This is a genomic window from Trichormus sp. NMC-1 (assembly GCF_001858025.1).
In the GTDB taxonomy this organism is placed as follows: Bacteria; Cyanobacteriota; Cyanobacteriia; order Cyanobacteriales; family Nostocaceae; genus Anabaena.
On the sequence record NZ_LZQD01000001.1, the window covers coordinates 1098491 to 1123703 of the forward strand.

The following is a 25213-nucleotide window of genomic DNA, read 5'->3' on the forward strand; positions in this document are numbered from 1 at the left end:
ATTACCTCTTAGCTTTTACCTAATTTCCAATCTTCACCACCGGGTAAATCACCTAAATATTCATCTATTGTATCAGGTAATTCTTTGATTTGATAGTTATAGGTAAATGTGAGTAATTCTGTAGCGGCTAATATTAATTGTTCATGATTTAAAAGTTGTGAAAGTTGTTTTCTAGTAAATTTACCATTCATCACTTCTAAAGCAGCATCAGCTATTGCTAATTCAATTTCTTCTTGTAACCAACTATCCCATTCATCTTGATTAATGTAATAGGATTTTTTGTTTTCTTTCAGATTAATATCTTGAATTTCCACCAGGGAGTTACGAATAGAAGCAACCCAGGAATTGGTTAACTGTTGTTCTATTTGATTTTTTATTAAATGTATTAACAGCACCTTGAGAAAAGATTTGATTTGTCGTAATATCGCTTTTTTACTCATCCCCTCTAACTCGTCAACAATAGCTAAAGCATCGTGATAACGTCCTGCTAAAATACTATTTCTGAGGTCTATTAATTCCTGTGTCATCTCTATGAACCTTGAATTTAAAACTTACTAATATCAATATAACAAAAATATCAAGAGGCAGATCCCCGACTTCTTCGAGAAGTCGGGGATCTTTAGCATCTAGGGTCTAATAAGTCCACTTCCAATCGCGGATTTCTGGCATATCTTCGCCGTGAGTCTCGATATAATGCTTATGTTCAATCAAAGTATCTTGTAATCTTTGCTTCACATAAGCAGCTTTAGAACCTAATTTTGGTACACGATCTATGACATCCATTACTAAGTGGAATCTATCTAAATCATTCATCACCACCATATCAAAAGGTGTTGTTGTTGTTCCTTCTTCTTTATAACCACGAACATGAAGATTTTTGTGGTTAGTATGACGATAGGTGAGACGATGAATTAACCAAGGATAACCATGAAAAGCAAAGATAATTGGTTTATCAGTTGTGAAAATAATGTCAAAATCTTTGCTGCTTAAACCGTGAGGATGTTCACTTTGTGGCTGTAGTTTCATCAAATTAACTACATTCACTACCCGCACTTTTAAATCTGGGAAGTTTTGGCGCAAAATATCTACTGCTGCTAGAGTTTCCAAAGTAGGAATATCCCCAGCACAAGCCATAACTACATCAGGTTCACCATCTAAATCACTGCTCGCCCATTCCCAAATTCCTAAACCTTTAGTACAGTGTTTAATGGCTGCATCCATGTCTAAATATTGTAATGCAGGTTGTTTGCCGGCAACAATAACATTGACATAATGACGACTTCTTAAACAATGGTCAGTAACAGATAGCAAAGTATTAGCATCAGGTGGCAGATAGACGCGAACAATCTCGGCTTTTTTGTTAATTACGTGGTCAATAAAACCGGGGTCTTGGTGTGAAAAACCGTTGTGGTCTTGTCGCCAAACATGGGAAGTGAGAAGATAATTTAATGATGCAATTGGTCTTCTCCAGGGAATTTCCAGAGTTGTTTTTAACCATTTGGCGTGTTGGTTAAACATCGAATCAATGATGTGAATAAATGCTTCATAACAGGAGAAGAAACCATGACGACCTGTAAGCAGATATCCTTCTAACCATCCTTGACAATTGGTTTCACTAAGCATTTCCATGACTCGACCACTTGCTGATAAATGGTCATCTTCCGGGAGAGTTTCGGCTACCCAAGTGCGGCCTGTGACTTCTAATACTGGATCAAGACGATTTGATGCGGTTTCGTCAGGACCAAAAACTCGGAAGTTGCGGCTTTCTTCATTGAGTTTCATGATATCCCGCAGGAACTTACCACTAACTTTAGTAGCTTCTGCGATCGCTTTCCCAGGAGAAGGAACAGCTACAGCATAATCTTCAAATTCGGGCATAATCAAGTCACGCAGCAATATACCGCCGTTGGTGTGGGGGTTGTCTCCCATGCGACGTTGACCTTGGGGTGCTAGTTCTGCAAGTTCAGGAATTAGTGTACCGTTAACATCAAAGAGTTCTTCTGGTTTGTAACTCTTCATCCAGTCTTCGAGGAGTTGCAGATGTTCTGGATTACCAACTACATTACCAAAGGGGACTTGATGCGATCGCCAATAATCTTCTGTTTTCTTCCCGTCAACTTCTTTCGGCCCAGTCCAACCTTTAGGAGTCCGCAAAATAATCATCGGCCATTGCGGGCGTTCTTTGAAACCATGTACCCGCGCTTCTCTTTGGATACCTTGAATTTCTTGAATGATTGTATCTAAAGTTGCCGCCATTTTTTGGTGAACTTCAGCAGGATCTGAACCTTCCACAAAGTAAGGTTTATAGCCATAGCCGATAAACAAGCTTTCTAATTCATCATGAGGTATCCGTGCTAATACTGTAGGATTGGCAATTTTATACCCATTCAAATGCAGAATTGGTAAAACCGCACCATCAGTAACAGGGTTGAGGAATTTGTTAGAATGCCAACTGGTAGCTAATGCGCCAGTTTCTGCTTCTCCGTCACCAACAACCGCAGCGACGATTAAATCAGGGTTGTCAAAAACAGCACCAAAGGCGTGTACCAAAGCATAACCGAGTTCTCCCCCTTCATGGATAGAACCGGGGGTTTCGGGTGCGACGTGGCTGGGAATACCACCAGGGAAGGAGAATTGTTTGAACAGTTTTTGCATTCCTCCAGCATCTTGGGTGATGTTGGGGTAATATTCGCTATATGTTCCTTCTAAGTAAGTGTTGGCGACAAGTCCGGGTCCACCGTGTCCGGGTCCAGCTATGTATATGGTGCTGAGGTCGTATTTTTTAATGACTCTGTTCAGGTGGGCGTAAATCAAGTTTAGCCCTGGGGTAGTTCCCCAATGTCCTAATAGTCTGGGTTTGACGTGTTCTTGTTTGAGTGGTTCTTTCAGTAGGGGGTTGTCGAGGAGGTATATTTGTCCGACTGAGAGATAGTTGGCTGCACGCCAATAAGCATTGATTTTCTGTAGTTCTGTATCTGATAATGGCTTGATTTGTGGAGTGCTGGCTAATGTCATTTGAAACTCCGGTAAGAGGTAGTTACACCAATGTCAGTGTAATGCTTTGCTATTGCTGTGTCATCTTACCTATGATTAGTTTTTCTGGGGGGAAGTTACATATTTTTTTTATCTCACGCAGAGGCGCTGTGTTTATTAGGCGTTTGCGTAGCCTGTCATAATTATTCATGAGTTTTTATCTTAACTTATTGACTTTTATTCCTAAAACCTCTAAATTCATTTATGGAAATAGTTGAAACTAATTTGCAAAAATACTGGGAATTATTCTTAATGAAAAGTCAGAAAATGAGTGTGAGCAAAAAAGGCTTATTATTGGGTGCTAGTGGGGCATTTGCAGCCCTCACAGGTTTTTTTGTCAGCACCTTGGGGGGAATGCAAGCCACAGTGGCTAACCCCAATTTGAATCAACCAACACCACGCTTACTTGCCCAAAAACTCAAAACTTTAACAATAGTTTTTCCTAGTCGTTCTGATTCTACAGATTTGCAAACTAAAGCCAACGCTGTAGGTAGCTTTTTGTCAAAAGAATTGGGAATTCCTGTCAAAGCCCAGATCGGTGATGATACAGCAGCAGTGGAAGCATTGAGAGCAAATCGCGCTGATGTGGCTTTCTTGAGTAGTCGTCCCGCTTTGAAAGCTGAACAATTGGCAAATGCTCGTATGTACTTAGCTGAAGTTCGTGCCAATTATTCTGGTAGATTTACTTACGACTCCATATTTGTTGTCCCCGCAAACAGCCAACTGAAAAGTAAGACTACCCCAAAAGCAACTTTAGAACAACTGCGGGGTAAAAAAATGGCTTTTACTTCTCCTACATCCGGTTCTGGGTTTATTTTCCCCGTGGGTGAGTTGGTAAAGCGGGGTTTTGTGCCTAATAAAGACCGCATGGATGGTTTCTTTGGTCAAATTACCTACGGTGGTAATTACAGCAAAGCTTTAGATGCGGTAGTTCGCGGTCAAGCAGATGTGGCTGTTGTATCAGAATATGCTCTGTTCCCTCCCTATATCTCCGCTGAAGACAGAAGTAAGTTAAGAGTTCTGCATAAAGTTTCTGGTGTTCCTGCTCATGGTATTGCTATTGATGATGATGTTCCAGTAGTAATGCGGGAAAAAATTATTAATGCTCTCCTGAAGTTAAACAAGCCAGAAAATAACGCCATGTTCAAGAGCTTGTATAATTCTACAGAATTGGTCAGAGTTGATCACAATCGTCACCTCAAACCTGTCCGCGAAGCCCTCAAAAATGTAGGTATGGAACCATAATTAAGAAGGGGTAAAGCGCAATGCTCAACCCCTAAAATAATTACTCCCTAAGTCAAATTACCAATTACTAATTAACTGATACCAGCGTGAAACTGATTGAATGTCATAATTTAGAGACAGCTTATACTGCATCTTTGAACCGTCCCATCCTCAATGATATTAATCTTGATATACATCAAGGTGAGTTTGTGGTGTTATTGGGACTCAATGGTGCTGGTAAGTCTACATTATTGCGATCGCTGGTAGGGTTAGTGCCATTGGTACAGGGAGAAATTCACATTAATCATCTACAAATGACCCCCCAAACATTGCCGAAAATTCGCCGAGATATTGCCATGTTATTTCAAGGTGGTGGACTAATTCGCCAATTATCAGCAATTGAAAATGTTTTGTGTGGTCGTTTGGGTGTGAGAACAACTGCACAAACTTTGTTTGGTTTTCCTAAACGCGATCGCATTCTTGCTCAAGAATTATTAGAACAATTGGGTTTAAAAGATAAAATATATCAAAAAACCAGTCAACTCAGCGGAGGACAGCAACAAAGAGTAGCGATCGCTCGTGCTTTAATTCAATCCCCACAAATACTGTTAGCAGATGAACCTATTACCGGTTTAGATGTAGTTGCATCCCAACAAGTGATGGAAACTTTATCTCAACTCAATACCCAGCAAGGCTTAACTATTATTGCAGTTTTACATGATTTAGGCATCGCCGCAGCATACGCTCACCGAGCTATAGTTTTAGATGCGGGACGTATTATTTATGATGGAAATTGTGATAATCTACAAGAAAAATTTGCCCAGGTTTTAAGTTATTAGAAATATAGCCTTGGACAGGGTGGTTAGTACATCAATTGATAATATAACTCCCACTAAAAAACATTTTACTCCTGACTCCTGTACGGGCGAACGGCCGTTCGCCCCTTCTGACTCCTGACAAAAACCTTATGAAAAAATCTGTTAAACCACAATTACTACATAATTACTCTTGGTTAATTAATCTAGCCATTCTATTCTTAATAATAGGGGTTTATATTTGGGCTTTACAAGGCTTACAAGTTGATTTTAATCTACTAAAAGATAGCTGGCCTTATATAATTGATTTTATTGTCAGGTTATTTCCCCCAGATTGGAAAGTTGTAGATATAGCAATTAAGGCATTAATTGAAACTGTGCAAATGTCACTGTGGGGAACTTCTATTGGTGCTATTCTCTCCCTACCAATTGCGATCGCTAGTGCTAATAATATTGCTCCCCTCTGGTTACGCTGGTTAGCAAATTTACTGCAAAATGCCGTTCGTTCCGTTCCCTCTATTATCCTGGGTTTAATCTTCGTTGCCGCTACAGGCTTAGGCGCACCCGCCGGAACTTTAGCATTATCAATCTATACTATTGGCTACCTTGCTAAATTTTATCAACAAGCAATTGAAGACGTAGATTCTCGTTCTTTAGAATCTTTACAAGTTGTTGGTGCATCGAGAATCCAAATAGCCCAATATGGAATATTACCCCAAGTATTACCCTTGGGATTAGGTTATACTTTTTGGATGTTTGAGTACAATATCCGTGCAGCTTCTGTACTTGGTGTAGTTGGTGCAGGTGGAATTGGTTTTCAGTTAAAAAGTTATATAGATGGTTTTGAGTATAATAAAGCCACAACTATGATGTTAGTGCTTTTGGTGGTGGTGACGCTAATTGATATTTTTAGTAGCAAATTACGTCGTTATTTGGATTCAATGTAGAGTTATCTTTAATATTTTTGTGGTGGGATGTTAGAGATTTTTTTTATGTCACGCAGAGGAGGAGGAGTTAAGTATTTAAGCATCTTTAAAAAAGACAGCAGGAGAAATATGAAAGAATTTAGCTAGTTTTTCTATGTGATTTACTGTCATTTGTTGCTTTCCACTGAAAATGTCAGATAAAACTGTTTCTTGTTCAAAAATTGGTATTAAATCTTGGGGTTGTAAATTTAATTCTTCAAGTAATACTTTTAATAATTCGCTTCCATAAATATCAGCTACAGGATAATGTTCTTCTTCATATTCAGATACTACCAATCCTAATAGATGAAGATAATCTCGTTCGTCAGGAGTTAGCCTTTCTTGATCTAGTAAGGAATCAATGATATTTTGAGTGGTAGCTAGTTCTTCCTCTGATGTAATTTTGCGGGGAGGAAAAGCGGTAATCAATTCTAGATAGGTTTTAGGTGTACCAAGGGTCTTGTTTCCAATTTTGTTTGTCATATTCTGCATGGGTAAGGATATGGCGAATATAAACTTTTGCTGATAATGTGCATATCTAGAAGTTAAGCAATTTTTTGATAAACAACATTAATTTTAGGTTGAGATGTTTCTGTTTCTTGAGTGTCAAATAAATTAGCGTCAACTTCAATATAATCATTTAAAACATTAACAGGTAATAATTCTGTTAAACCTAAAATATCTACAGAATAACCATCCCTGATAAAAATAGTAATAATTTCTTGAGTATTTTTAACTAAAGTAGCTTCTAAATCTATGACTTGTCCTTCCTCCTGTAAAAGTTGTAAAAAATCTGGAGAAGAAATAGTGATATTTTCTTGATTATTCAAAATAGATGTTAAACGATTTCCTAATAATTCTGTTGCATCTATTTCAGTAATCAGCCATTGTGATTCAGGAGAGGTTTTAGCTAGATCATCAACAATAATATAAACACGATTTTCTATTTTTTCTTCTGGTTGAATAACTAGGGTAAAAGCCGATTTTTGGAAGTTATTCATAGAGGTTGTGGTTGTTTACTACTGAAACTAACCAGCAATCACCTTTTTATCAAGACGTTCAGCCAGCCATAATTTAATAATAGAATCAGAAGTTACACCTAAACGTTTGGCTTCTTGTTCTAATGCTTCTATCATCCACACAGGAAAATCAATATTCACTCTTTTTTGTTCATAACCGGGACGACGTGCTTGAGATAGGTCTAAAAACTCAGTGATATCTTCATCATTATCAAATTTAGTATCAAATTCTTCAGCTTTCATAAATTTTTACCTCTTCAGTACGAGAACGACGAACAGAAATAATCCTTATTTTATCACTACGATAGGTAATGACTGCTGACCAATGTTTATCGGATAGTACCAATCATAGAATGTTGCTTTTATAACCCTGTCTCTGTATATCATAACTCAGAGATCCCCGACTTCTTCAAGAAGTCGGGGATCTGAAAAATTTACTGATTATTATTAAATCGGAAGAATTACAAATTAACACTTTACCAAAAAACGAAAAATGCAAATTGTTAAACGCAATATTGAATTAAGAGTAGATGATAGTTTAATGCGGGTTTATGTCGCATCTCCTAAACCAGAGGGTAAATATCCAGGAATTGTTTTTTACAGTGATATTTATCAATTAGGTGATGCCATAATTCGGTTAGTTAATTATTTAGCTGGGTTTGGTTATGTTGTCGCAGCACCGGAAATTTTTCACCGGATAGAACCTGTGGGTTCAGTAATTGAACCTAATGATCTTGGCAGAATGCGCGGTAATGATGATGCACGACGGACGTTAATTTCTGAATATGATGCTGATACTCGTGCTGTCATTGATTTTCTCAAACATGACAGTTCAGTTATTGCTGATAAAATCGGAACATTGGGTTTTTGTATTGGTGGACATTTAGCTTTTCGTGCTGCTTTTGAAAGTGAAATTGAAGCCGCTATTTGTTGTTATCCTACAGGTATTCCTAGCGGTAAATTAGGTAAAGGTGTCGCAGATACTATTCACAGAGTTAATGAAATTAAAGAGGAAATGTTGTTAATTTTTGGTACTCAAGATCCGCATATTTCTGAACATGACAGACATACAATAATTAATGCTTTAGAAAATGCTAAAGTACCTCATCAACTTTTCTGTTATGAAGCGGAACATACTTTTATGAGAGATGATGGTTATCGTTTTGATGCTGTTGCGGCTACTTCAGCTTGGAGGGAAATTATCGCTTTTTTGGAGAGGAAGTTTAAAAGGTAATCATAAACATAATTGTAGGTTGGGTTGACGTTAGGAAACCCAACATTTACAGATTTTTGTTGGGTTGCGCTGTCGCTTAACCCAACCTACAATTATCTAATCATTAATTGACAACAAACCGGGGGGAGGAGTGATTTCAACTCGACGGGTTTCTAAATCGACAACAGGAACAATTTCCATAACAAAAGGAATTAAAACATTTTTTCGTTCTTTTTCTGTTGTTGGTTCTTCGTCATTAGCTGCAAAAGCTGGATCTAATTGTACTTCTAATAAATCATGACCTGAAGGTAATAAATCCACCACCGTTCCTACAAATTCCCCCGATTCCTGCATAAAGACTTGCAATCCTATCAAGTCTAAAACATGAAATTCACCTTCGTCTAATTCTGGGCGATCGCTAATTGGCACAAAAAATCGACAATCACGCATATTTTCAGCAGCAGTGCGATCGCTTACTCCCTTCAATTTAATCACATAAAGATTCTTATTCTCAATATACCGCCCATCTAATAACTCTACCTGTTGCAGTTCTGTTTCTCCTGGACGTAATAACCAGCGTGTTCCCGGTTCCTCAAAGCGTTCGGGAAAATCAGTATTAGGATAAACCCGCAACTCCCCAGTTAAACCTTGAGGAGAGACAATTTTACCAATTTCCAACCAATCATCAAGATTAGGGCTTGGTTGAGAACGGGGTTTCTCAGCCCTTACAGCACTAGGAACAGATGCTTTTTGAACCTTCCCCGGCTGTTCCCCCGCTTCCCTACTTCCTTGCTTTTTCTTCTTCGCGTTCTTCGTGCCTTCGCGGTTCATTTCTCTTACACACTCACAGGCGCAACTTGATAAACTCGTTCAGCAACCTTAGCTAAACGCTGCATACCGATAGTAATATCCTCATCACTACCAGTTAAACTAATTCGCAGACATTGATGCTTGTGTTCCCACTCTTCTTTTAAACCAGGGAAGAAACTACTACCAGGAACAACAATCACACCCACCTTCTTTAATTCCTGGTAAAATTCCCAATCAGTCATAGGTAAATCTTGCAACCACAACCACCCAAAAATTGCTCCTTCACCACGATGTAAAAACCAAGGTAAATTTTTGGGCATTGCTGCTTCTAAAGTGCTTTCTAACACATCAAACTTTTTCTGGTAGAAAGGACGAATTACATTTTCAGCAATATTCGCTAATGTACCTGATTCTATCGCTCTGGCTGCGATCGCTTGACCATAACGAGAAGAATGAATTCCCACATTGGTTTGGAAACATTCCAAAACCTGAATTAGCTTTTCATCTCCAATCGCTACCCCAATGCGTTCCCCCGGCAAACCCGCTTTTGATAAACTCATACAATGCAGGATATTTTCCCCAAATACCGGAGTCATTTCTGTGAAATTCAACGCTGGGAAAGGAGGTGCATAAGCTGAGTCTATAAACACAGGTACATCATAAGGTGCAGCTAAAGCCGCAATTTTATGAACTTCATCATTAGTTAAAACATTACCCGTAGGATTACAAGGACGGGAGAAAATCACACAACCAGTATTTTCCGTAATCGAAAGTTGGTTAAAATCAGGACGATATTTAAATCTGTGTGCGGCTGCATCAATATCTAAAGTAGGCTTGTAAGCTACCAAGGCTTCTGGGAATAAACAAACACCACCATAGCCAGTATAATCTGGACTTAATGGCAGCACAATTTCTTTTAAACTGCCGTTTTCAGTATATCCACCAAAAGCATTAGCTGCGTAAAAATAGATAGTTTGACTACCCGCAGTGATTAAAATATTCCGCTCAGTTAAACTTAACCCATAACGCTGGTTAAAATCCTTGACAATTGCGTCAATTAATGGTGAATAACCTTGACTAGAACCATAACGACAAACAACTTCACCATATTCAGAACTAGCTAATAAATCTGCCGTGCAATCCCGCCATAACTGTTCTACCTCTGGTAAAATCAACGGATTGCCAGCACTCAAATTATATAATTCCTGTCCCTTACTTGCTCTGAGGGTTTCGTTAATATCTTTCATAATCGCTCTCACGCCAGTTAAGTTGGACATTTGAGCGCCAATTTTAGTAAGGGCAGGTTTCATAGGCTTTTTTACAGACTTAAATAATCGCAAAAGTGGATAGTTGATTGAGTGATTGCAGCTAATACCAAGTTTATTATAGTTGCCAAAACAGCCAATCCCTTTAACCAATCTAAACCAGTGAATGCGATTTTAACAAAATCTGGTAATTAATAAAGCCCCACTTGTGAGGGTGGGGGATTTCTCTTGTAATAGGTACTAATGTACTATACATAGAATCACTTGACAAGCAATTATTGAAAATATTCCTCTCTGAGACTCTGCGCCTCTGCGTAAGATAAAATTACGTAAATCCTAACAAATACGGAGAACTATATCTTGGAAGTCAAAGCAGCAGTAGCTTACAGCGCAGGTAAACCCCTAACTATCGAAACCGTACAATTAGCAGCACCACAAGCTGGAGAAGTATTAATTGAGATTAAAGCCAGTGGAGTTTGTCATACTGATGCTTTTACCCTTTCTGGTAATGATCCTGAAGGCTTATTTCCGGCAATTTTAGGACATGAAGGGGCTGGTATAGTTGTAGAAGTGGGGACTGATGTCAAGAGTGTAAAACCTGGAGATCATGTAATTCCTTTATACACGCCTGAATGTCGGCAATGTGATTATTGCTTAAGCTTCAAAACTAACCTTTGTCAAGCAATTCGCGGCACACAAGGACGGGGTTTAATGCCAGATGGTACTAGCCGTTTTAGTATCGGTGGCGACATGATTCACCATTATATGGGTACATCCACTTTCGCTAATTATACGGTATTACCAGAAATCGCCGTTGCTAAAATTCGGGAAGATGCCCCCTTCGACAAAGTTTGTTATATCGGTTGTGGTGTCACAACAGGTATAGGTGCGGTGATATATACAGCTAAAGTAGAAGCAGGCGCAAATGTGGTAGTTTTCGGTTTGGGTGGGATTGGTTTAAACGTCATCCAAGGGGCGCGAATGGTGGGCGCAAATATGATTATTGGTGTCGATATTAATCCCAAAAAACGGGCTTTAGCTGAAAAATTTGGCATGACACATTTTGTCAATCCTAATGAAGTTGCAGGTGATTTAGTTCCTTATTTAGTAGATTTAACAAAAGGTGGTGCTGACTATTCTTTTGAATGTATTGGTAATGTCGATATCATGCGTCAAGCATTGGAATGTTGTCATAAAGGTTGGGGTGTCAGTGTCATTATTGGAGTTGCTGGTGCGGGTAAGGAAATCAGCACTCGTCCCTTTCAATTAGTGACTGGTAGGGTTTGGAAAGGTTCGGCTTTTGGTGGTGCAAGGGGGCGGACTGATGTACCAAAAATAGTAGATTGGTATATGGATGGTAAAATTAATATTGATGATTTGATTACTCATGTGATGCCGATTGAAAGGATTAATGATGCTTTCGATTTGATGCACAAAGGGGAATCTATTCGGAGTGTGGTGACTTTTTAGGTTTTATGTCTCACGCAAAGGCGCAAAGGCGCAAAGGAAGAAAGGAGTTATAATTAATTCAAGTTTGCTAGGTTTGAATTATGCAGTCACCAAGGGCGAAAGAATCGGCAGTAAACTTGAATGATAATCTTTATGAAAGCGATATTCACTCACCTCGCCCACTGCTTTAATATATAATCGTAAAAAGCTTTTTTATCTACTTGATCCATAGCATAAATTTTTCTGCCACCGGCGACTACTTTTGTTCGCCCTTGACTCACACCACTAGTGACAATTTCTGTTTCCCATTCTTGCAATTGATAAAATTCTGGATGTCCGAGATAAGCAGTTGCTAGAACATCCCAAAAGTAATAATCTTGGGGAATAACTAAAGCATAACATTGTCCAGCTAAATCAGAAATAGGATAATGTCGTTGTTTCCCCATTTTCTGCACTAACTCTGATGTGACAGGTACATTGTTAGTTAAATCCAAAGGACACATAATAATTTCAATTTGGGTTTCCCATACCCGCGCTGCTGAAACTGCATCCCAATAAACGTTCCATTCGGCAGAACCATCTTGTCCTACTTCGATACTTTTTTCCACATTACCAGGAACATTTAATGCACCACCCATCCAAATAATCTTTTCAATCTTGGTTTCAATTTCTGGTGCTATATCTAATGCAGTTGCTATTGTTGTTAAAGGTCCTGTTACCATCAATGTTACAGGTTCCGGTGCTTCTCGCAATACCCGCACCATAAAATCTTGCCCTGTTTCTGCAACCAAAGTCGTGATTATATTTTCCTGTTGATTGAGAATTGGTAAATGATCAACAATCACAGAATCACGACGATAAAGACGAGGGAAAGGATTAATTCCGCGCACCGTACTTTCTGCAACCGGAATGTGAGAGAATTTCATTAAATCTATAATTTTTCTAGTTGCGCTAACAGCGGGTTGAATATAGCAATCTGCTGGAGTAACGACAATACCAAGAAGTTGGATATGTTCCATTGTCAATAACAGCATAGTTGCTAAATAATCATCTACACCGCCATCATGATCCATTAACACAAGTTGTTTTTTCATATTGAGGAGAATTTACAAATGGACGAATTTATGCAAGCTGCCATTAGGGAAGCACAACAAGGTAGGCAAGAAGGAGGAATTCCCATTGGTTCTATTCTAGTCAAAGATGGTAAAATTCTCGGCAGAGGACACAACAAACGTGTGCAAGATGGTGATCCTGTTACCCATGCGGAAATTGATTGTCTTCGCAATGCTGGCAGAATTGGCAGCTATAGAGGTACAACATTATATTCAACTTTAATGCCTTGCTATTTGTGTGCTGGTGCTGTGGTACAATTTGGCATTAAAAAAGTAATCGCTGGAGAATCAAAAACTTTTCCGGGTGCGAAAGAGTTTATGGTTTCTCACGGTGTGGAAGTTATAGATTTGAATTTGCATGAATGCGAACAAATGATGAGTGAATTTATTCAAGAAAAACCCGAATTATGGAATGAGGATATTGGGAAATAAACATATTTCATAAAATCCCTTTTTCTTTTAAGAAATTATCAAAAGTCACTCGTTCAGGAAGTGATGTTTGTGCGCCTCTTTTTGTAGTTGCTAAAGCCCCTGCTGCTGCACCCCAAACTACTGCTGTTCGTAAAGGTAGTTTTTGAAAAAGTGCTGCTGCTAAACCACTATTAAAAGCGTCACCAGCGGCAACGGTATCAACTGCATGAACTGGGAAAGCAGGTGTAAAGAAAGCTTCTTCAGCATTGGCACAATAAACACCTTTTGCACCCAATTTTATCACTGCACACTTTACTCCCCGTTGCAGTAAAATACCTGCGGCTTTTGCGGCTGTCTCTTCTCCATTTACAGGAAAACCCACCAACTTTTCTGCTTCTAGTTCATTGGGTGTGATAATATCAATTAAGGGGTAAAGTTCATCTGGAAAATGAGTTTGTGCCGGTGCAGGATCGAGAATGACGCTAATATTGGCATTTCTCGCCGCTTTGGCAGCAGCAACTACTGTATTGATGGGAATTTCCAATTGTAAAAGTATTGCGGTTGCTTCTGGTAATAAATGGGATAATCTTTCTACATCTTCATCATTTACGCGCCCATTTGCACCGGGAATAATAATAATTTGATTTTCTCCACTATCCTCAACCGTGATGATAGCAATTCCCGAATTAATGTTTTTATCTATGAAGATATTTGCAGTTTTTAAGCCTGATGATTGCAAATTTTCAATTAATTCTACACCGAACGTATCCCCACCTACACGCCCTACTATATGGGTAGGAATTCCCAATTTTGCCAGTGCTACGGCTTGATTTGCACCTTTACCTCCAGGTGTTGTCAAAAAATCTTTCCCCGTTAGTGTTTCTCCGGGAACTGGTAAGCAAGGTGTTGTGACTACTAAGTCTATATTGATACTGCCGAATACGATAATGGTCATCATAGTGGTTTAATTGGCAAAGATATTAGTACACATTTACTAAAATATGGTACTCTAGTATTAATGATAAATTGCTATCAGTACGCGTTCTTTGGTATTCCCTCGGTTGGTTACTGGGGGATTTTTATCGAATAGAATTCAGGAGTCAGGAGTCAGGAGTCAGGAGGAAGAATTAGAAGCATTAACTGCTATAAATGGCGAATAATGTGGCAAGGATTACCCGCAGCGACGACATTTGCAGGTATATCTTTAATGACTACACTACCTGCCCCAATGGTAGTATTATCACCAATGGTGACACCTGGACAAATAATTACACCACCACCTATCCAGACATTATTACCAATTTTAATTGGTGCAGTTAGTTCTCTACCCGTTAGTCGAGTTTCTGGGTCTGTGGGATGATAAGCTGTGTAAATCTGCACGTAAGGAGCTATTAACACATTTTCGCCAATATGAACTGTATTGCAATCTAAAATTACACAACCATAGTTTATGTATAAGTTATTGCCAGCGTAAATATTACCGCCATAGTCGCAGTGGAAAGGTGGAATAATTTTGATTTTTTCTCCTATTTCCGCAAATAAGTCTTGTAAAATTTGCTGTCGCTGCTGTTGTTGTTCTGCGGTTGTTGAGTTGTACATTTGCAGTAGACGACTAGCACGCTGACTTTCAGCAACTAATTCCGCATCTTCTGATAAATATAACTCTCCTGCCAGCATTTTTTGTTTTTCTGTTTATTCCATGACATGGTAGTTAATTAGACTTGCTTCGTGTTAACTCAATGCTAATTTTGCCACTAAAGTCAGGTATGGGTGCAGCGGGTTTACTGAGAATGACTTGTACTTGATTAATACCATCGCTATCTTCTAAAATACTATCTGCGATCGCACCTGCTAATCTCTCTACCAATGCAAATTTTGAGGTTTTGACTAAATTTTGAATTAAACTAATTGTGCGACGATAATCTATTGTATCTTCAATATTATCTGTGTTAGCGGGTTGAGAAAGATCTAACCATAATCTCACATCTACCTCAAACCATTGTCCTAATACCTGTTCTTCTGGTAAAAACCCAGTATAGCCGTAGCAGCGAATTCCTGTTAAATGAATAGAGTCCATAAATTAATGATAGGTGACTGGTGATAATTTTACCTAATTAGCAATTACTTAATAAATGCAACTTAGTTTTTATAATCTTAATCAACTTTGGTCTTATGTATTAACGGAAACCCTAAAACGCTTGGGTTTAAATTGTGCTGTTATTTGTCCTGGTTCTCGTTCTACACCTTTAACTTTAGCATTTGTCCAGCAAACGCCGGCAATTGAAGCTATTCCGATTTTAGATGAACGTTCTGCGGCTTTTTTTGCATTGGGACAAGCTAAAGTAACGGCAAAACCTGTAGTATTAGTTTGTACTTCGGGAACAGCGGGAGCAAATTTTTACCCTGCGGTAATTGAAGCTAGAGAAAGTCGTGTACCTTTATTAATTTTAACCACTGATAGACCAGCAGAATTACGAGATTGTCATTCTGGCCAAACTATCGACCAAGTAAAATTATACGGTAATTATCCCAATTGGCAAACCGAGTTAGCCACACCTGTTGCTGAGATAGAAATGTTAAGTTATCTCAGACAAACGATAATTTATGCTTGGGAACGTTGTCAATTTCCCAATGGGGGAACAGTGCATCTAAATATACCATTTCGTGATCCGCTTGCGCCAGTTCCTGATGGTATAAATTTTACCTTAGATGTTGAAGATTTCTTCTCTGGAATAGTATCGACTCCATTACCAATTACCCATTACCAGCTACCGATTACCCATCACCAAAAAGGTATTATTATTGCTGGTGTAGCTCAACCACAAGCACCTGAAGAATATTGTAGAGCGATCGCACAACTTTCTCAATCTCTCCAATGGCCTGTTTTAGCAGAAGGACTTTCCCCAGTTAGAAATTACGCAGATTTAAATCCCTATTTAATTTCTACCTACGATATCATTTTACGTAATCAGCGACTTGCTGAAGAATTAACACCAGAAATGGTAATTCAAATCGGAGAAATGCCTACAAGCAAAGAATTGCGTAATTGGTTAATTGCTACTAAACCTCAACGTTGGATAATTGATAGTTGCGATCAAAATTTAGATTCTTTACATGGGAAAACTACACATTTAAGAACATCGATAGAGTATTTAAAGACTGAAAATTGGAAACTAGGAAATGAGAACTTAGAATATTTACAAAAATGGTGTGATATAGAAGCAAAAGTTAGAAAAAATATTGATGTTAATTTTGGAAAGATGGAAGAATTAATTGAAAGTAAAGCAGCTTGGTTAATTTCGCAAATTATCCCAGATGAAACACCGCTATTTATTGCTAATAGTATGCCTGTGCGAGATGTGGAATTTTTCTGGAAACCAAATAATTTAAGAATCAAACCTTATTTTAATCGAGGTGCAAATGGAATTGATGGTACACTTTCCACAGCTTTAGGAATATCACATTATCAAAGAAGTAGTGTAATATTAACAGGAGATTTATCTCTATTACATGATACAAATGGTTTTTTAATTAGAAATAAATTTATTGGACATCTGACAATTATCTTAATTAATAACAATGGTGGAGGCATATTTGAAATGTTACCAATTTCCAAATTTGATCCACCTTTTGAAGAGTTTTTTGCCACTCCACAAGATATTAATTTTGCTCAGTTATGCGCTACTTATAATGTACAGCATGAGTTTATTAGTTCTTGGGATGATTTGCAGGAAAGGTTGAATGTTTTACCAAAGACAGGAATTCGGGTTTTGGAAATCAAGACAAATCGGAAAAGGGATGCGATGTGGAGAAAGGAGAATTTAGGAAAGTTTAGTTTTGATATTGGGATTTAATTATTAAGTTGGGTTTGACTGAATGCTGGAACATCACATTTTCTACAATTATTATATCGCATCAAATTTTTCAACAATTACAGCGGTTTCCGCTCTTATGAAGTACATCTTAGCCCCCTCATCGCTTGCGGGGAGGGGGTTGGGGGTGGGGTTCTTGTACCTTATAACATCGGGAAACGCTATATATTCCTCAACTTGGATGAAAATAATCATAAATATCTTGTGCTAAACGCGTCCCAATTCCCGAAACTTCAGCGAGTTGTGCAGGTGTCGCTTGACGGATATAATCAACAGAACGAAAATGGGCTAAAAGCAACTTTTGACGATGATTTCCTAAACCGGGAATTTCATCTAAACGCGATCGCTTTAATTTATCACTTCTCTGCTGACGATGGAAACTCACAGCAAACCTATGTGCTTCATCTCGCAACCTTCGCAATAACTGTACTCCCGGTTGTTCTGCGTCTGTTTTTAAAGGTTGAGATGAGTCTGGTAAAAAGATTTCTTCTCGCTTTTTTGCTAAACTGACAACCCGCAAATCTTCTAATAAATTCATTTCTTGCAAAATACCAACAACCGCAGATAACTGACCTTTACCACCATCAATCATAATTAAATCAGGCCAGTCAGCATTCCCCACTCGTGATAATTGGGGATTTTCAATATATTTTCTAAACCGTCTATTAATAACTTCCGATAAACTTGCAAAATCATCTGAATGTCCGATCGTAATATCGGGATTTTTGATTTTGTAATGACGGTAATATTGTTTAGCAGGTAAACCATCAATAAACACAACTTGAGACGCTACCGCATTAGAACCTTGAATATGAGAAATATCATAACCTTCAATACGATGGGGTAAATCTGGTAAATCAAGAATAGCAGCTAAATCTTCTAGAGATTGTTGATTAATTGCACCCAATTTTTGGCTTCTCTGTAATTCATATTGAGCATTTCGCTCCACCATCTCTATTAATTCTGCCTTAGTTTGTCGCAAAGGAGCTAAAATTGTCACTTTTCTACCTTTGCGTTCAGTCAAAACATCTGCCAAAATTTCACTATCTGGTAAATCATGTTGTACCAAAATTTCGCTAGGAATTTCTACACTTTCCGCAGTTTGATAATGTTCTTCTAAAACTCGTTGTAAAATAGCTCCAGGTTCAGCGTGAGAGTCAGCCATAAAAGCTAATCTTCCTACTAACTGACCTGCACGAATTTGGAATAATTGAATATGGGCGTGTTGGTCATCTGTTGCTAAAGCAATCGCATCCCGTGATACAGTATCATCTGGTAAAGATACCTTTTGCTGTGCATTCAGAGATTTTAAACCGGTAATTTGGTCACGAATTCTCGCTGCATTTTCAAAATTCAATTCTTCTGCTGCCCCTGCCATTTGTGCTGTTAAAATATCAATTAGTTCCTGAGTTCTCCCTTGAAAAACCATCGCCACTTTTTGGACAATTTTCCCGTATTCTTCAGCCGAAACTAATTTTTGACAAACACCAGGACAGCGGCCAATATCATAATTTAAACAAGGACGGTCTTTAAATAGAGGTTGGGGTCTTTGTCGCAGGGGAAAAATGCGTTTACACAAATGAACAACTTCCCGTAATAAACCAGAATCTGTATAAGGTCCGTAATATTTATCTTTGGCTTTACCTAATTGACGTTTACGGGTAATGAAAATGCGCGGATATTCTTCTGACCAAGTAATGCAGAGATAGGGATATTTTTTATCATCTTTGAGTAGGACGTTAAAATATGGCTGATGCTGTTTAATTAAATTTGCTTCTAGTGCTAAAGCTTCTACTTCCGTATCGGTGACAATGAATTCAATCTCTGTCACCAGCTTAACCATTGTGTTGATGCGTTCCGTCTTGTTAGTGGAGTCACGGAAATAGGAACGGACACGCGATCGCAATTTGCGAGATTTACCTATATATATTATGCGATCGCTCCCATCCCGCATCAAATAAACCCCCGGTTCTGGGGGAATCTCCCCAAGACGGTTTTCCAGTCTTTCGGGATTTTTAACTAGTGGTAGTGTTTGAGCAGATAAAGTCACGGTTAAAGTTAGGTAATTTTATAAATATACCCCAACTCTATTTTAAGAAATATTTCTGGAAAATTGGCTAACCCAATGATAATGTCAAAGAATTGTTTGTAATACATAAAATTTGTAGGGGTTTAGCACAATCGCTTTACCCCTACTTGCTGGACTTATAATAATCAGTCTTAGTTAAGCAGACGCTTTTTTCAACTTGCGTTTTGCAGCAAAGATACCAGCGACACCAAGGATACCAAAAATAGCAGAAGGTTCTGGTGTTGTTTTATATCCAGGTGTATTCCAGGTATAAATTGCGTTGTAAGATACGCCGTCATCAGAGGCTGTAATTCCAGATGCAGTCGGGTTAAAACTGTAAGCGTAGTAAGTTTGACCACCAGTTACAACCTTAGCAATTTCACTCGCTTGGAGTAGACCTTGGTATCCGTTTAAGGTTGTTTGTAAAGTCAGTACGTCCTTGAAGGATGTCAATTGGGTTGTTTGAGCTTGCAGGGTTGAGTTTAGAATATTTAGGACATTTATTCTCGTTGTCAGTTGGGTTTTCACCGCTGCGGGTGTAGTAACAGCATCTCGAATCGCTGTAAGTTGTGAAATCTGATTTGGAAGTGCTTCAATTTTTGAACTCAGGTCTGTAATTTGTGAAAGGGTTGGTAAACTGGCTTGGGTTGAAAGCGTTGAAAGCAGTGTTGAAAGTGCTGAAAATTGTGTCGAAAGGGTTGAAAGTGCTGGAAGTGCTGGAACACTGGGAAGAGTTTGAAGTGTTGGAAGTTGTGAAAGTTGTGATTTTACTCCATTCCATGATTCAGAAGCTTTACTAGAAATGGTAGTCGATAGTTTGGATTTCACATCCAAGTGACCAATCAATTTCAGTTCCACACCACCATTTTGACCAAACTCAAAATTACCAATGTTAGGATCTCCCATGCCCAATAGAGGAAAATAACCTGTAACTAATGATTTGGTATTTGCCGAAAAACTATTCCATACTGATTCAAATGGTGTGTATGTACTTAATAAATCACCTAGCCATTGAGAGCCAAAAGTATTCCAGTCACTAGCTGTAACACTGCTGACGGTAGCACTATATGCTCCTTGTGTAGCGGTAAAGCCAACATTGGCTGTAGGATTTTCGTCAGAATACCAAAGCTCTACGTTTGAGGTAACATCACCATCCGTCAGGGCTTTGGTCGCTGCTGCGGTATTATTGGGGATGAAAACTCCATCTGACCCACCTGTGTAGGTTTTAATTTGATTGGGGCTGTTGTAACTAAAGGACACAGCTTGTGCTGGGGTAGCAGCAACTACACCGAAACCAATAGCCATTGATGCACCAACTAACAATTTCCCAAAAGTGTTTTTCATTTTTTTAGAGTTGTGTTTAATACTGTGTCTATGTTTGAGCCGAGTTAGCCTAATATTGCTTTATTAATAGGGTTGCGAGAAAGCCGCACTGCTATTACCGATTTAGTAGCTGAACACACAAATATATCTTACGAGAATCTAGCAGCTTATTTGATAAAGATACTGTATTTTTTCTATAAAAAGATGAGGAATATAGCTAAATATTCCTACGTCGAATTACTTAAATTACTCAACCACGTGAAATTACGGTTGCATGATAGCCGTTGGAAGTAAACTCTATCCGAATATTATTTGGCGTTAAGAAAATTGTAGGTTGGCTAAAACGTAGACACCGAAAGGGGAGGGGGTAGAGGGTGGGGTTAAAGTATCTCACTCAACCGAGAACCGCTATATACGTAATTTATTTAAGAAACTCAGCAATTCTTTCTACTGCCATTTCTAAGATTTTTGGTTCTTGTACCAACGCAAAGCGAACATAGCCTTCCCCAGCTTTACCAAAGCCTGCACCAGGGGAAGCCGCAACACCAGTCTTTTTAACTAATTCTGTACAAAATTCAATGGAATTATTACTCCATTTTGTAGGTAATTTTGCCCAAATGTACATTGTGGCTGGGGGTGTGGGGACATTCCAACCAATGCGGTGTAAGGCATTAATGAAAGCATCTCGACGTTGACGGAATGTATCAACAGCAACTTTGACACTCTCTTGATTTCCTGTCAGCGCGGCGATCGCACCGTTTAATATTCCTAAATACTGATTAAAGTCAACAGCAGCTTTTACTTGCCTTAAAGCTTGAATTAGTTCTGCATTACCAATCGCATAACCAATACGGAAACCGCCCATATTGTAAGACTTGGACAGGGTAAAAAATTCAATTGAGACGCTTTTTTCTGGGTCAGCTTGCAAAATTGAAGGAACTGGAGATTTTAGATTTTGGATTTTGGATTTTGGATTTTGGAATTCGGTTTCTGTAAAAACTAAATCGACGTAGGGGAAATCGTGAACAAGAACAATATTATGTTGTTGACAAAAAGCCACAGCTTCTTGGAAAAACGATAAAGGAGCGATCGCACTGGTAGGATTGTGGGGATAACTCAACACCATCAACCGCGACTGAGCCAAAACTGAAGCGGGAATATCAGCCAATACTGGTAAAAAATTATTTTCTGCCTTTAATGGCATTGAGTAAATTTGCCCACTAGCTAAATAAACTCCGCCCATATGGGAAGGATAACCAGGATCTAATAATAGAGCAAAATCGCCGGGATTGAGGATTGCTAAAGGTAAATGGGCTGTTCCTTCCTGAGAACCAATTAGGGGTAAAACCTCAGTTTCGGGATTTACTTTGATACCAAATTTTTGTTCATACCATTGGGCTGCGGCTTGGCGAAATTCTTGCGTACCGCGAAACAGCAAATAGCCGTGAGTACTGGGATCATAGAGAGATTTAGCGATCGCTTCAATTACATGATTCTGGGTTGGCAAATCCGAAGATCCCAAAGACAAATCAATTAATTCTCTTCCAGCAGCCACAGCCGCAGCCTTGGACCTGTCCATATCGGCAAATACATTAGATTGTAGAGGTTGTAAACGCTTTGCAAATTGCATTTTAGTTATTAGTCATTGGTCATTAGTCATTGGTCATTAGTCAGTTGCTAAGGGACAGCCAATTTTTTGTCTTCCCTAAAGATTACTGACCCCTGACCATCGACTAGTTTTTATTTAATTTAAATGCTGATCTAGAATACTGAGTAATTTCACTTTATTAACCACTCCCTCAATTGATTCTAATAGTTTATCTCCTTTCACTAGTCTGAGAGCGGGGACACCTTCCACCTGGTACTGTTTGACAGTTAAGGGATTAGGGTCAATTTCCATTTTTACGATTTTCAAGCGATCGCTGTACTTAGTAGCAGCTAAGTTAATCACTGGTGACATCAATTGACAAGGACCACACCAGGAAGCCCAAAAGTAAACTAATACAGGCTGCTCGGCTTTCAACACTTCGGTTTCAAATTCGGCATCAGTGATAGTGATTACACCCTTACTCATGACAGTCTCCATTAGGCGGCATTGATCAAAGTTGACACACAGAATACTCTATCCCAAAAAGTGCTGAGTTCCGAGTCCTGAGTTGTTAGAAATCAGCATCTATATTGTTTTTTCCTACTAACTAATAAGTAGCCATCATGAACTGCCTACACCAGGATGGATGAAAATAAGTCCTTTCACCTTCCCCGATTTTCAAGTCAGGTCGGCGTTAAAAAATATAATATAAACCTAACCCCCCAACCCCCTTCCCTACCAGGGAAGGGGGAGTCAAAGCCTCTCCAGTATTAAGAGTTATTCCTTTTCCCTCTCCTTGTAGGAGAGGGTTAGGGAGAGGTAGGGGAGCCAGTGCGTTGCGGGGGTTCCCCCCGTTGTAGCAACTGGCGTGAGAGGAATGGAAGCGAGGTTTTATATTTAATTGTGCCAAGTTACTTAAGTAGGTCGGTGTAAATGTTTGTCGTTGGGCTAAGGGAGGGGGCTGATCTTGTAGGGAGAGGAAAAGTTGTTTTGATTCTGTGAAATGGGATAATTTATTTTTTGGAGTTCTCTAAATACTAATGTAAAATCCCACAACCAAGAGGCGTGGGATTCTCTCCAATGATGTTTCTGCAAAGGTTACAGTTGATCTAATTGCTTCTTCAGGGCTTCCAAATCACGATCAACAGGTTCAGCAGGTTTAGCTGTACTTGTTGGTTGTGTTGGGGATGCGGTACTTGGTTGTTCTGGGGTGAGTAATTTTGGCTCTGGGGCAGGTGCTAAGGATGCTTTTAACGCTGCCAATTCATCATCTACATCACTACCAGATTCTAATTTTGCAAATTGTGTTTCTAAATCTGCACTTGCCAACTCTCCCATAGACTGATCTTACGAGAATCTAGCAGCTTATTTGATAAAGATACTGTATTTTTTCTATAAAAAGATGAGGAATATAGCTAAATATTCCTACGTCGAATTACTTAAATTACTCAACCACGTGAAATTACGGTTGCATGATAGCCGTTGGAAGTAAACTCTATCCGAATATTATTTGGCGTTAAGAAAATTGTAGGTTGGCTAAAACGTAGACACCGAAAGGGGAGGGGGTAGAGGGTGGGGTTAAAGTATCTCACTCAACCGAGAACCGCTATATACGTAATTTATTTAAGAAACTCAGCAATTCTTTCTACTGCCATTTCTAAGATTTTTGGTTCTTGTACCAACGCAAAGCGAACATAGCCTTCCCCAGCTTTACCAAAGCCTGCACCAGGGGAAGCCGCAACACCAGTCTTTTTAACTAATTCTGTACAAAATTCAATGGAATTATTACTCCATTTTGTAGGTAATTTTGCCCAAATGTACATTGTGGCTGGGGGTGTGGGGACATTCCAACCAATGCGGTGTAAGGCATTAATGAAAGCATCTCGACGTTGACGGAATGTATCAACAGCAACTTTGACACTCTCTTGATTTAGTAGGTCGGTGTAAATGTTTGTCGTTGGGCTAAGGGAGGGGGCTGATCTTGTAGGGAGAGGAAAAGTTGTTTTGATTCTGTGAAATGGGATAATTTATTTTTTGGAGTTCTCTAAATACTAATGTAAAATCCCACAACCAAGAGGCGTGGGATTCTCTCCAATGATGTTTCTGCAAAGGTTACAGTTGATCTAATTGCTTCTTCAGGGCTTCCAAATCACGATCAACAGGTTCAGCAGGTTTAGCTGTACTTGTTGGTTGTGTTGGGGATGCGGTACTTGGTTGTTCTGGGGTGAGTAATTTTGGCTCTGGGGCAGGTGCTAAGGATGCTTTTAACGCTGCCAATTCATCATCTACATCACTACCAGATTCTAATTTTGCAAATTGTGTTTCTAAATCTGCACTTGCCAACTCTCCCATAGACTGAGCGCGGGCTTCCTGGATCATAACTTTTTCTTCCATTCGCTCAAAGGCGGACATGGCGCTGCTGGTATTCATACCACTGACCATGCTTTGAAGTTGCTCTTGGGCTTTGGCGGTTGTAATCCGAGCCTTGAGCATTTCTTTCTTAGTCTTAGCTTCCGAAATTTTGCTCTCTAACTGGATTAAATTGCGTTTGATGGTATCTACCTGAGTAACTTGCTGATCAAGGCTGGCTTTGAGAGCGATACTAGTTTCTGTGTAAGTCTTTTTGCGCTCCAAAGCTTGGCGTGCTAGGCTTTCATCACCTTTTTGGAGAGCTAGTTGGGCATTACGTTGCCATTTATTGATTTCATTTAGGGCATCATTGTACTGTTTCTCAGTGCGTTTTTGGGCAGCGATCGTTTGAGCAACGCCCTGACGCAACTGCACCAAGTCTTCCTGCATTTCCAGGAGAGCTTGTTCCAGCATTTTTTCTGGATCTTCGGCTTTACTAATCAAATCGTTAACATTAGCACCAACTACTCGTTTAAGGCGATCAAATAATCCCATAACTTTTTTTCCTTTTGAGGTTTACGCGCTTTGTTGGACAATTAGCTTTTTTACTGTTTAATAGCTACCTATTTCAATTTAATCTTTTCTGTTTGGCTTGGTATTCTCTCTCCATTCTGAATCATGATGCGATGAATCAGCC

At 39.0% G+C, this 25213-nt stretch carries 24 protein-coding genes and 2 pseudogenes; 7 read left to right on the forward strand and 19 right to left on the reverse strand.

From position 1 onward, the window contains the following. Positions 1-8: 8 nt before the first annotated feature. Complete coding sequence (locus A9Y75_RS04895; RefSeq protein ID WP_071188415.1) at positions 9-527, reverse strand: DUF29 family protein; 519 nt, start codon at positions 525-527, stop codon at positions 9-11. Between the two features lie 106 nt (positions 528-633). Then, positions 634-3015, reverse strand: a complete 2382-nt coding sequence (locus tag A9Y75_RS04900; protein WP_071188416.1) for a phosphoketolase family protein — start codon at positions 3013-3015, stop codon at positions 634-636. A 285-nt stretch (positions 3016-3300) separates the two neighbouring features. Here A9Y75_RS04900 and A9Y75_RS04905 point away from each other — a divergent pair, with 285 nt between their 5' ends. The 3 genes from A9Y75_RS04905 to phnE all read left to right on the forward strand — a co-directional run bounded on the left by A9Y75_RS04905 (position 3301) and on the right by phnE (position 6019). After that, complete coding sequence (locus tag A9Y75_RS04905; RefSeq protein ID WP_071188825.1) at positions 3301-4278, forward strand: phosphate/phosphite/phosphonate ABC transporter substrate-binding protein; 978 nt, start codon at positions 3301-3303, stop codon at positions 4276-4278. An 86-nt stretch (positions 4279-4364) separates the two neighbouring features. Beyond that, positions 4365-5096 (forward strand): phosphonate ABC transporter ATP-binding protein, encoded by a 732-nt coding sequence (locus A9Y75_RS04910; RefSeq protein ID WP_071188417.1) that lies wholly within the window; start codon positions 4365-4367, stop codon positions 5094-5096. 128 nt (positions 5097-5224) lie between these two features. Continuing rightward, positions 5225-6019, forward strand: a complete 795-nt coding sequence (phnE, locus tag A9Y75_RS04915) for a phosphonate ABC transporter, permease protein PhnE (protein WP_071188418.1) — start codon at positions 5225-5227, stop codon at positions 6017-6019. 75 nt (positions 6020-6094) lie between these two features. Here the strand turns inward: phnE and A9Y75_RS04920 are convergent, their stop codons facing one another. The 3 genes from A9Y75_RS04920 to A9Y75_RS04930 form a co-directional block, all read right to left on the reverse strand. Beyond that, positions 6095-6520, reverse strand: coding sequence for a transcriptional regulator (locus tag A9Y75_RS04920; RefSeq protein WP_071188419.1), 426 nt, complete (start codon positions 6518-6520; stop codon positions 6095-6097). A gap of 62 nt (positions 6521-6582) precedes the next feature. Then, on the reverse strand, positions 6583-7038 hold the full coding sequence (locus A9Y75_RS04925) for a hypothetical protein (RefSeq protein WP_071188420.1): 456 nt from the start codon (positions 7036-7038) through the stop codon (positions 6583-6585). 27 nt (positions 7039-7065) lie between these two features. Then, positions 7066-7299 carry a CopG family antitoxin gene (locus A9Y75_RS04930; RefSeq protein WP_071188421.1) on the reverse strand — a complete coding sequence of 78 codons (234 nt, stop codon included), beginning with the start codon at positions 7297-7299 and terminating at the stop codon, positions 7066-7068. 250 nt (positions 7300-7549) lie between these two features. Between A9Y75_RS04930 and A9Y75_RS04935 the strand changes: the two genes are divergently transcribed. Beyond that, a complete protein-coding gene (locus A9Y75_RS04935; RefSeq protein WP_071188422.1) occupies positions 7550-8290 on the forward strand; it encodes a dienelactone hydrolase family protein in 741 nt (246 codons plus the stop codon). Positions 8291-8386: 96 nt separating this feature from the next. Here A9Y75_RS04935 and rimM read toward each other — a convergent pair whose 3' ends face one another. Next, positions 8387-9100, reverse strand: coding sequence for a ribosome maturation factor RimM (gene rimM / locus A9Y75_RS04940; RefSeq protein ID WP_071188423.1), 714 nt, complete (start codon positions 9098-9100; stop codon positions 8387-8389). A 5-nt stretch (positions 9101-9105) separates the two neighbouring features. After that, a complete protein-coding gene (locus A9Y75_RS04945) occupies positions 9106-10389 on the reverse strand; it encodes a valine--pyruvate transaminase (RefSeq protein WP_071188424.1) in 1284 nt (427 codons plus the stop codon). A gap of 315 nt (positions 10390-10704) precedes the next feature. On the opposite strand from A9Y75_RS04945, the gene A9Y75_RS04950 reads away from it, so the two are divergent. Next, complete coding sequence (locus tag A9Y75_RS04950; protein ID WP_071188425.1) at positions 10705-11814, forward strand: S-(hydroxymethyl)glutathione dehydrogenase/class III alcohol dehydrogenase; 1110 nt, start codon at positions 10705-10707, stop codon at positions 11812-11814. A gap of 149 nt (positions 11815-11963) precedes the next feature. Here A9Y75_RS04950 and A9Y75_RS04955 read toward each other — a convergent pair whose 3' ends face one another. Then, positions 11964-12887 (reverse strand): nucleoside hydrolase, encoded by a 924-nt coding sequence (locus A9Y75_RS04955; protein ID WP_071188426.1) that lies wholly within the window; start codon positions 12885-12887, stop codon positions 11964-11966. A gap of 18 nt (positions 12888-12905) precedes the next feature. On the opposite strand from A9Y75_RS04955, the gene A9Y75_RS04960 reads away from it, so the two are divergent. Further along, entirely contained in the window at positions 12906-13337 is a 432-nt protein-coding gene (locus tag A9Y75_RS04960) for a nucleoside deaminase (RefSeq protein WP_071188427.1), read from the forward strand. Between the two features lie 7 nt (positions 13338-13344). On the opposite strand, the gene rbsK is transcribed toward A9Y75_RS04960, so the two are convergent. The 3 genes from rbsK to folB form a co-directional block, all read right to left on the reverse strand. Next, positions 13345-14271: a ribokinase gene (gene rbsK, locus A9Y75_RS04965; protein ID WP_071188428.1), complete on the reverse strand. Its 927-nt coding sequence runs from the start codon at positions 14269-14271 to the stop codon at positions 13345-13347. Between the two features lie 188 nt (positions 14272-14459). After that, complete coding sequence (locus A9Y75_RS04970) at positions 14460-14993, reverse strand: sugar O-acetyltransferase (protein ID WP_201788383.1); 534 nt, start codon at positions 14991-14993, stop codon at positions 14460-14462. Between the two features lie 34 nt (positions 14994-15027). Then, on the reverse strand, positions 15028-15393 hold the full coding sequence (gene folB / locus A9Y75_RS04975) for a dihydroneopterin aldolase (RefSeq protein WP_071188429.1): 366 nt from the start codon (positions 15391-15393) through the stop codon (positions 15028-15030). 55 nt (positions 15394-15448) lie between these two features. Between folB and menD the strand changes: the two genes are divergently transcribed. After that, a complete protein-coding gene (gene menD, locus A9Y75_RS04980) occupies positions 15449-17170 on the forward strand; it encodes a 2-succinyl-5-enolpyruvyl-6-hydroxy-3-cyclohexene-1-carboxylic-acid synthase (RefSeq protein ID WP_071188430.1) in 1722 nt (573 codons plus the stop codon). Between the two features lie 51 nt (positions 17171-17221). Here menD and A9Y75_RS29350 read toward each other — a convergent pair whose 3' ends face one another. The 8 genes and pseudogenes from A9Y75_RS29350 to A9Y75_RS05020 form a co-directional block, all read right to left on the reverse strand. After that, the gene (locus A9Y75_RS29350) at positions 17222-17383 is read right to left on the reverse strand and encodes a hypothetical protein (protein ID WP_177176108.1); all 162 of its coding nucleotides are present in this window, start codon (positions 17381-17383) and stop codon (positions 17222-17224) included. Continuing rightward, positions 17361-19238 carry an excinuclease ABC subunit UvrC gene (uvrC, locus tag A9Y75_RS04985; protein WP_071188431.1) on the reverse strand — a complete coding sequence of 626 codons (1878 nt, stop codon included), beginning with the start codon at positions 19236-19238 and terminating at the stop codon, positions 17361-17363. The genes A9Y75_RS29350 and uvrC overlap by 23 nt, the downstream gene beginning before the upstream one ends. A 174-nt stretch (positions 19239-19412) precedes the next feature. Continuing rightward, the gene (locus A9Y75_RS28260) at positions 19413-20600 is read right to left on the reverse strand and encodes an NF038130 family PEP-CTERM protein (RefSeq protein ID WP_177176109.1); all 1188 of its coding nucleotides are present in this window, start codon (positions 20598-20600) and stop codon (positions 19413-19415) included. 400 nt (positions 20601-21000) lie between these two features. Continuing rightward, positions 21001-22209, reverse strand: a complete 1209-nt coding sequence (locus A9Y75_RS05000) for an LL-diaminopimelate aminotransferase (protein ID WP_071188432.1) — start codon at positions 22207-22209, stop codon at positions 21001-21003. A 114-nt stretch (positions 22210-22323) separates the two neighbouring features. Continuing rightward, the gene (locus tag A9Y75_RS05005; protein ID WP_071188433.1) at positions 22324-22653 is read right to left on the reverse strand and encodes a thioredoxin family protein; all 330 of its coding nucleotides are present in this window, start codon (positions 22651-22653) and stop codon (positions 22324-22326) included. A 612-nt stretch (positions 22654-23265) separates the two neighbouring features. Beyond that, a pseudogene (locus tag A9Y75_RS05010) lies at positions 23266-23511 on the reverse strand (PspA/IM30 family protein); the annotation flags it as partial. Positions 23512-23786: 275 nt separating this feature from the next. Continuing rightward, positions 23787-24095, reverse strand: a pseudogene (locus tag A9Y75_RS26180) (aminotransferase class I/II-fold pyridoxal phosphate-dependent enzyme); the annotation flags it as partial. A gap of 184 nt (positions 24096-24279) precedes the next feature. After that, positions 24280-25071 (reverse strand): PspA/IM30 family protein, encoded by a 792-nt coding sequence (locus tag A9Y75_RS05020; protein ID WP_071188436.1) that lies wholly within the window; start codon positions 25069-25071, stop codon positions 24280-24282. Positions 25072-25213: the final 142 nt, after the last annotated feature.

Excerpts from the sequence above, each read along its gene's own strand:
- A9Y75_RS04895 (WP_071188415.1), bottom strand. The coding sequence starts at position 527 with ATGACACAGGAATTAATAGACCTCAGAAATAGTATTTTAGCAGGACGT.
- A9Y75_RS04900 (WP_071188416.1), bottom strand. The coding sequence starts at position 3,015 with ATGACATTAGCCAGCACTCCACAAATCAAGCCATTATCAGATACAGAA.
- A9Y75_RS04905 (WP_071188825.1), top strand. The coding sequence starts at position 3,301 with ATGAGTGTGAGCAAAAAAGGCTTATTATTGGGTGCTAGTGGGGCATTT.
- phnE (WP_071188418.1), top strand. The coding sequence starts at position 5,225 with ATGAAAAAATCTGTTAAACCACAATTACTACATAATTACTCTTGGTTA.
- A9Y75_RS04920 (WP_071188419.1), bottom strand. The coding sequence starts at position 6,520 with ATGACAAACAAAATTGGAAACAAGACCCTTGGTACACCTAAAACCTAT.
- A9Y75_RS04925 (WP_071188420.1), bottom strand. The coding sequence starts at position 7,038 with ATGAATAACTTCCAAAAATCGGCTTTTACCCTAGTTATTCAACCAGAA.
- A9Y75_RS04930 (WP_071188421.1), bottom strand. The coding sequence starts at position 7,299 with ATGAAAGCTGAAGAATTTGATACTAAATTTGATAATGATGAAGATATC.
- A9Y75_RS04935 (WP_071188422.1), top strand. The coding sequence starts at position 7,550 with ATGCAAATTGTTAAACGCAATATTGAATTAAGAGTAGATGATAGTTTA.
- rimM (WP_071188423.1), bottom strand. The coding sequence starts at position 9,100 with ATGAACCGCGAAGGCACGAAGAACGCGAAGAAGAAAAAGCAAGGAAGT.
- A9Y75_RS04945 (WP_071188424.1), bottom strand. The coding sequence starts at position 10,389 with ATGAAACCTGCCCTTACTAAAATTGGCGCTCAAATGTCCAACTTAACT.
- A9Y75_RS04955 (WP_071188426.1), bottom strand. The coding sequence starts at position 12,887 with ATGAAAAAACAACTTGTGTTAATGGATCATGATGGCGGTGTAGATGAT.
- A9Y75_RS04960 (WP_071188427.1), top strand. The coding sequence starts at position 12,906 with ATGGACGAATTTATGCAAGCTGCCATTAGGGAAGCACAACAAGGTAGG.
- rbsK (WP_071188428.1), bottom strand. The coding sequence starts at position 14,271 with ATGACCATTATCGTATTCGGCAGTATCAATATAGACTTAGTAGTCACA.
- A9Y75_RS04970 (WP_201788383.1), bottom strand. The coding sequence starts at position 14,993 with ATGCTGGCAGGAGAGTTATATTTATCAGAAGATGCGGAATTAGTTGCT.
- folB (WP_071188429.1), bottom strand. The coding sequence starts at position 15,393 with ATGGACTCTATTCATTTAACAGGAATTCGCTGCTACGGCTATACTGGG.
- menD (WP_071188430.1), top strand. The coding sequence starts at position 15,449 with ATGCAACTTAGTTTTTATAATCTTAATCAACTTTGGTCTTATGTATTA.
- A9Y75_RS29350 (WP_177176108.1), bottom strand. The coding sequence starts at position 17,383 with ATGATTATTTTCATCCAAGTTGAGGAATATATAGCGTTTCCCGATGTT.
- A9Y75_RS28260 (WP_177176109.1), bottom strand. The coding sequence starts at position 20,600 with ATGAAAAACACTTTTGGGAAATTGTTAGTTGGTGCATCAATGGCTATT.
- A9Y75_RS05000 (WP_071188432.1), bottom strand. The coding sequence starts at position 22,209 with ATGCAATTTGCAAAGCGTTTACAACCTCTACAATCTAATGTATTTGCC.
- A9Y75_RS05005 (WP_071188433.1), bottom strand. The coding sequence starts at position 22,653 with ATGAGTAAGGGTGTAATCACTATCACTGATGCCGAATTTGAAACCGAA.
- A9Y75_RS05020 (WP_071188436.1), bottom strand. The coding sequence starts at position 25,071 with ATGGGATTATTTGATCGCCTTAAACGAGTAGTTGGTGCTAATGTTAAC.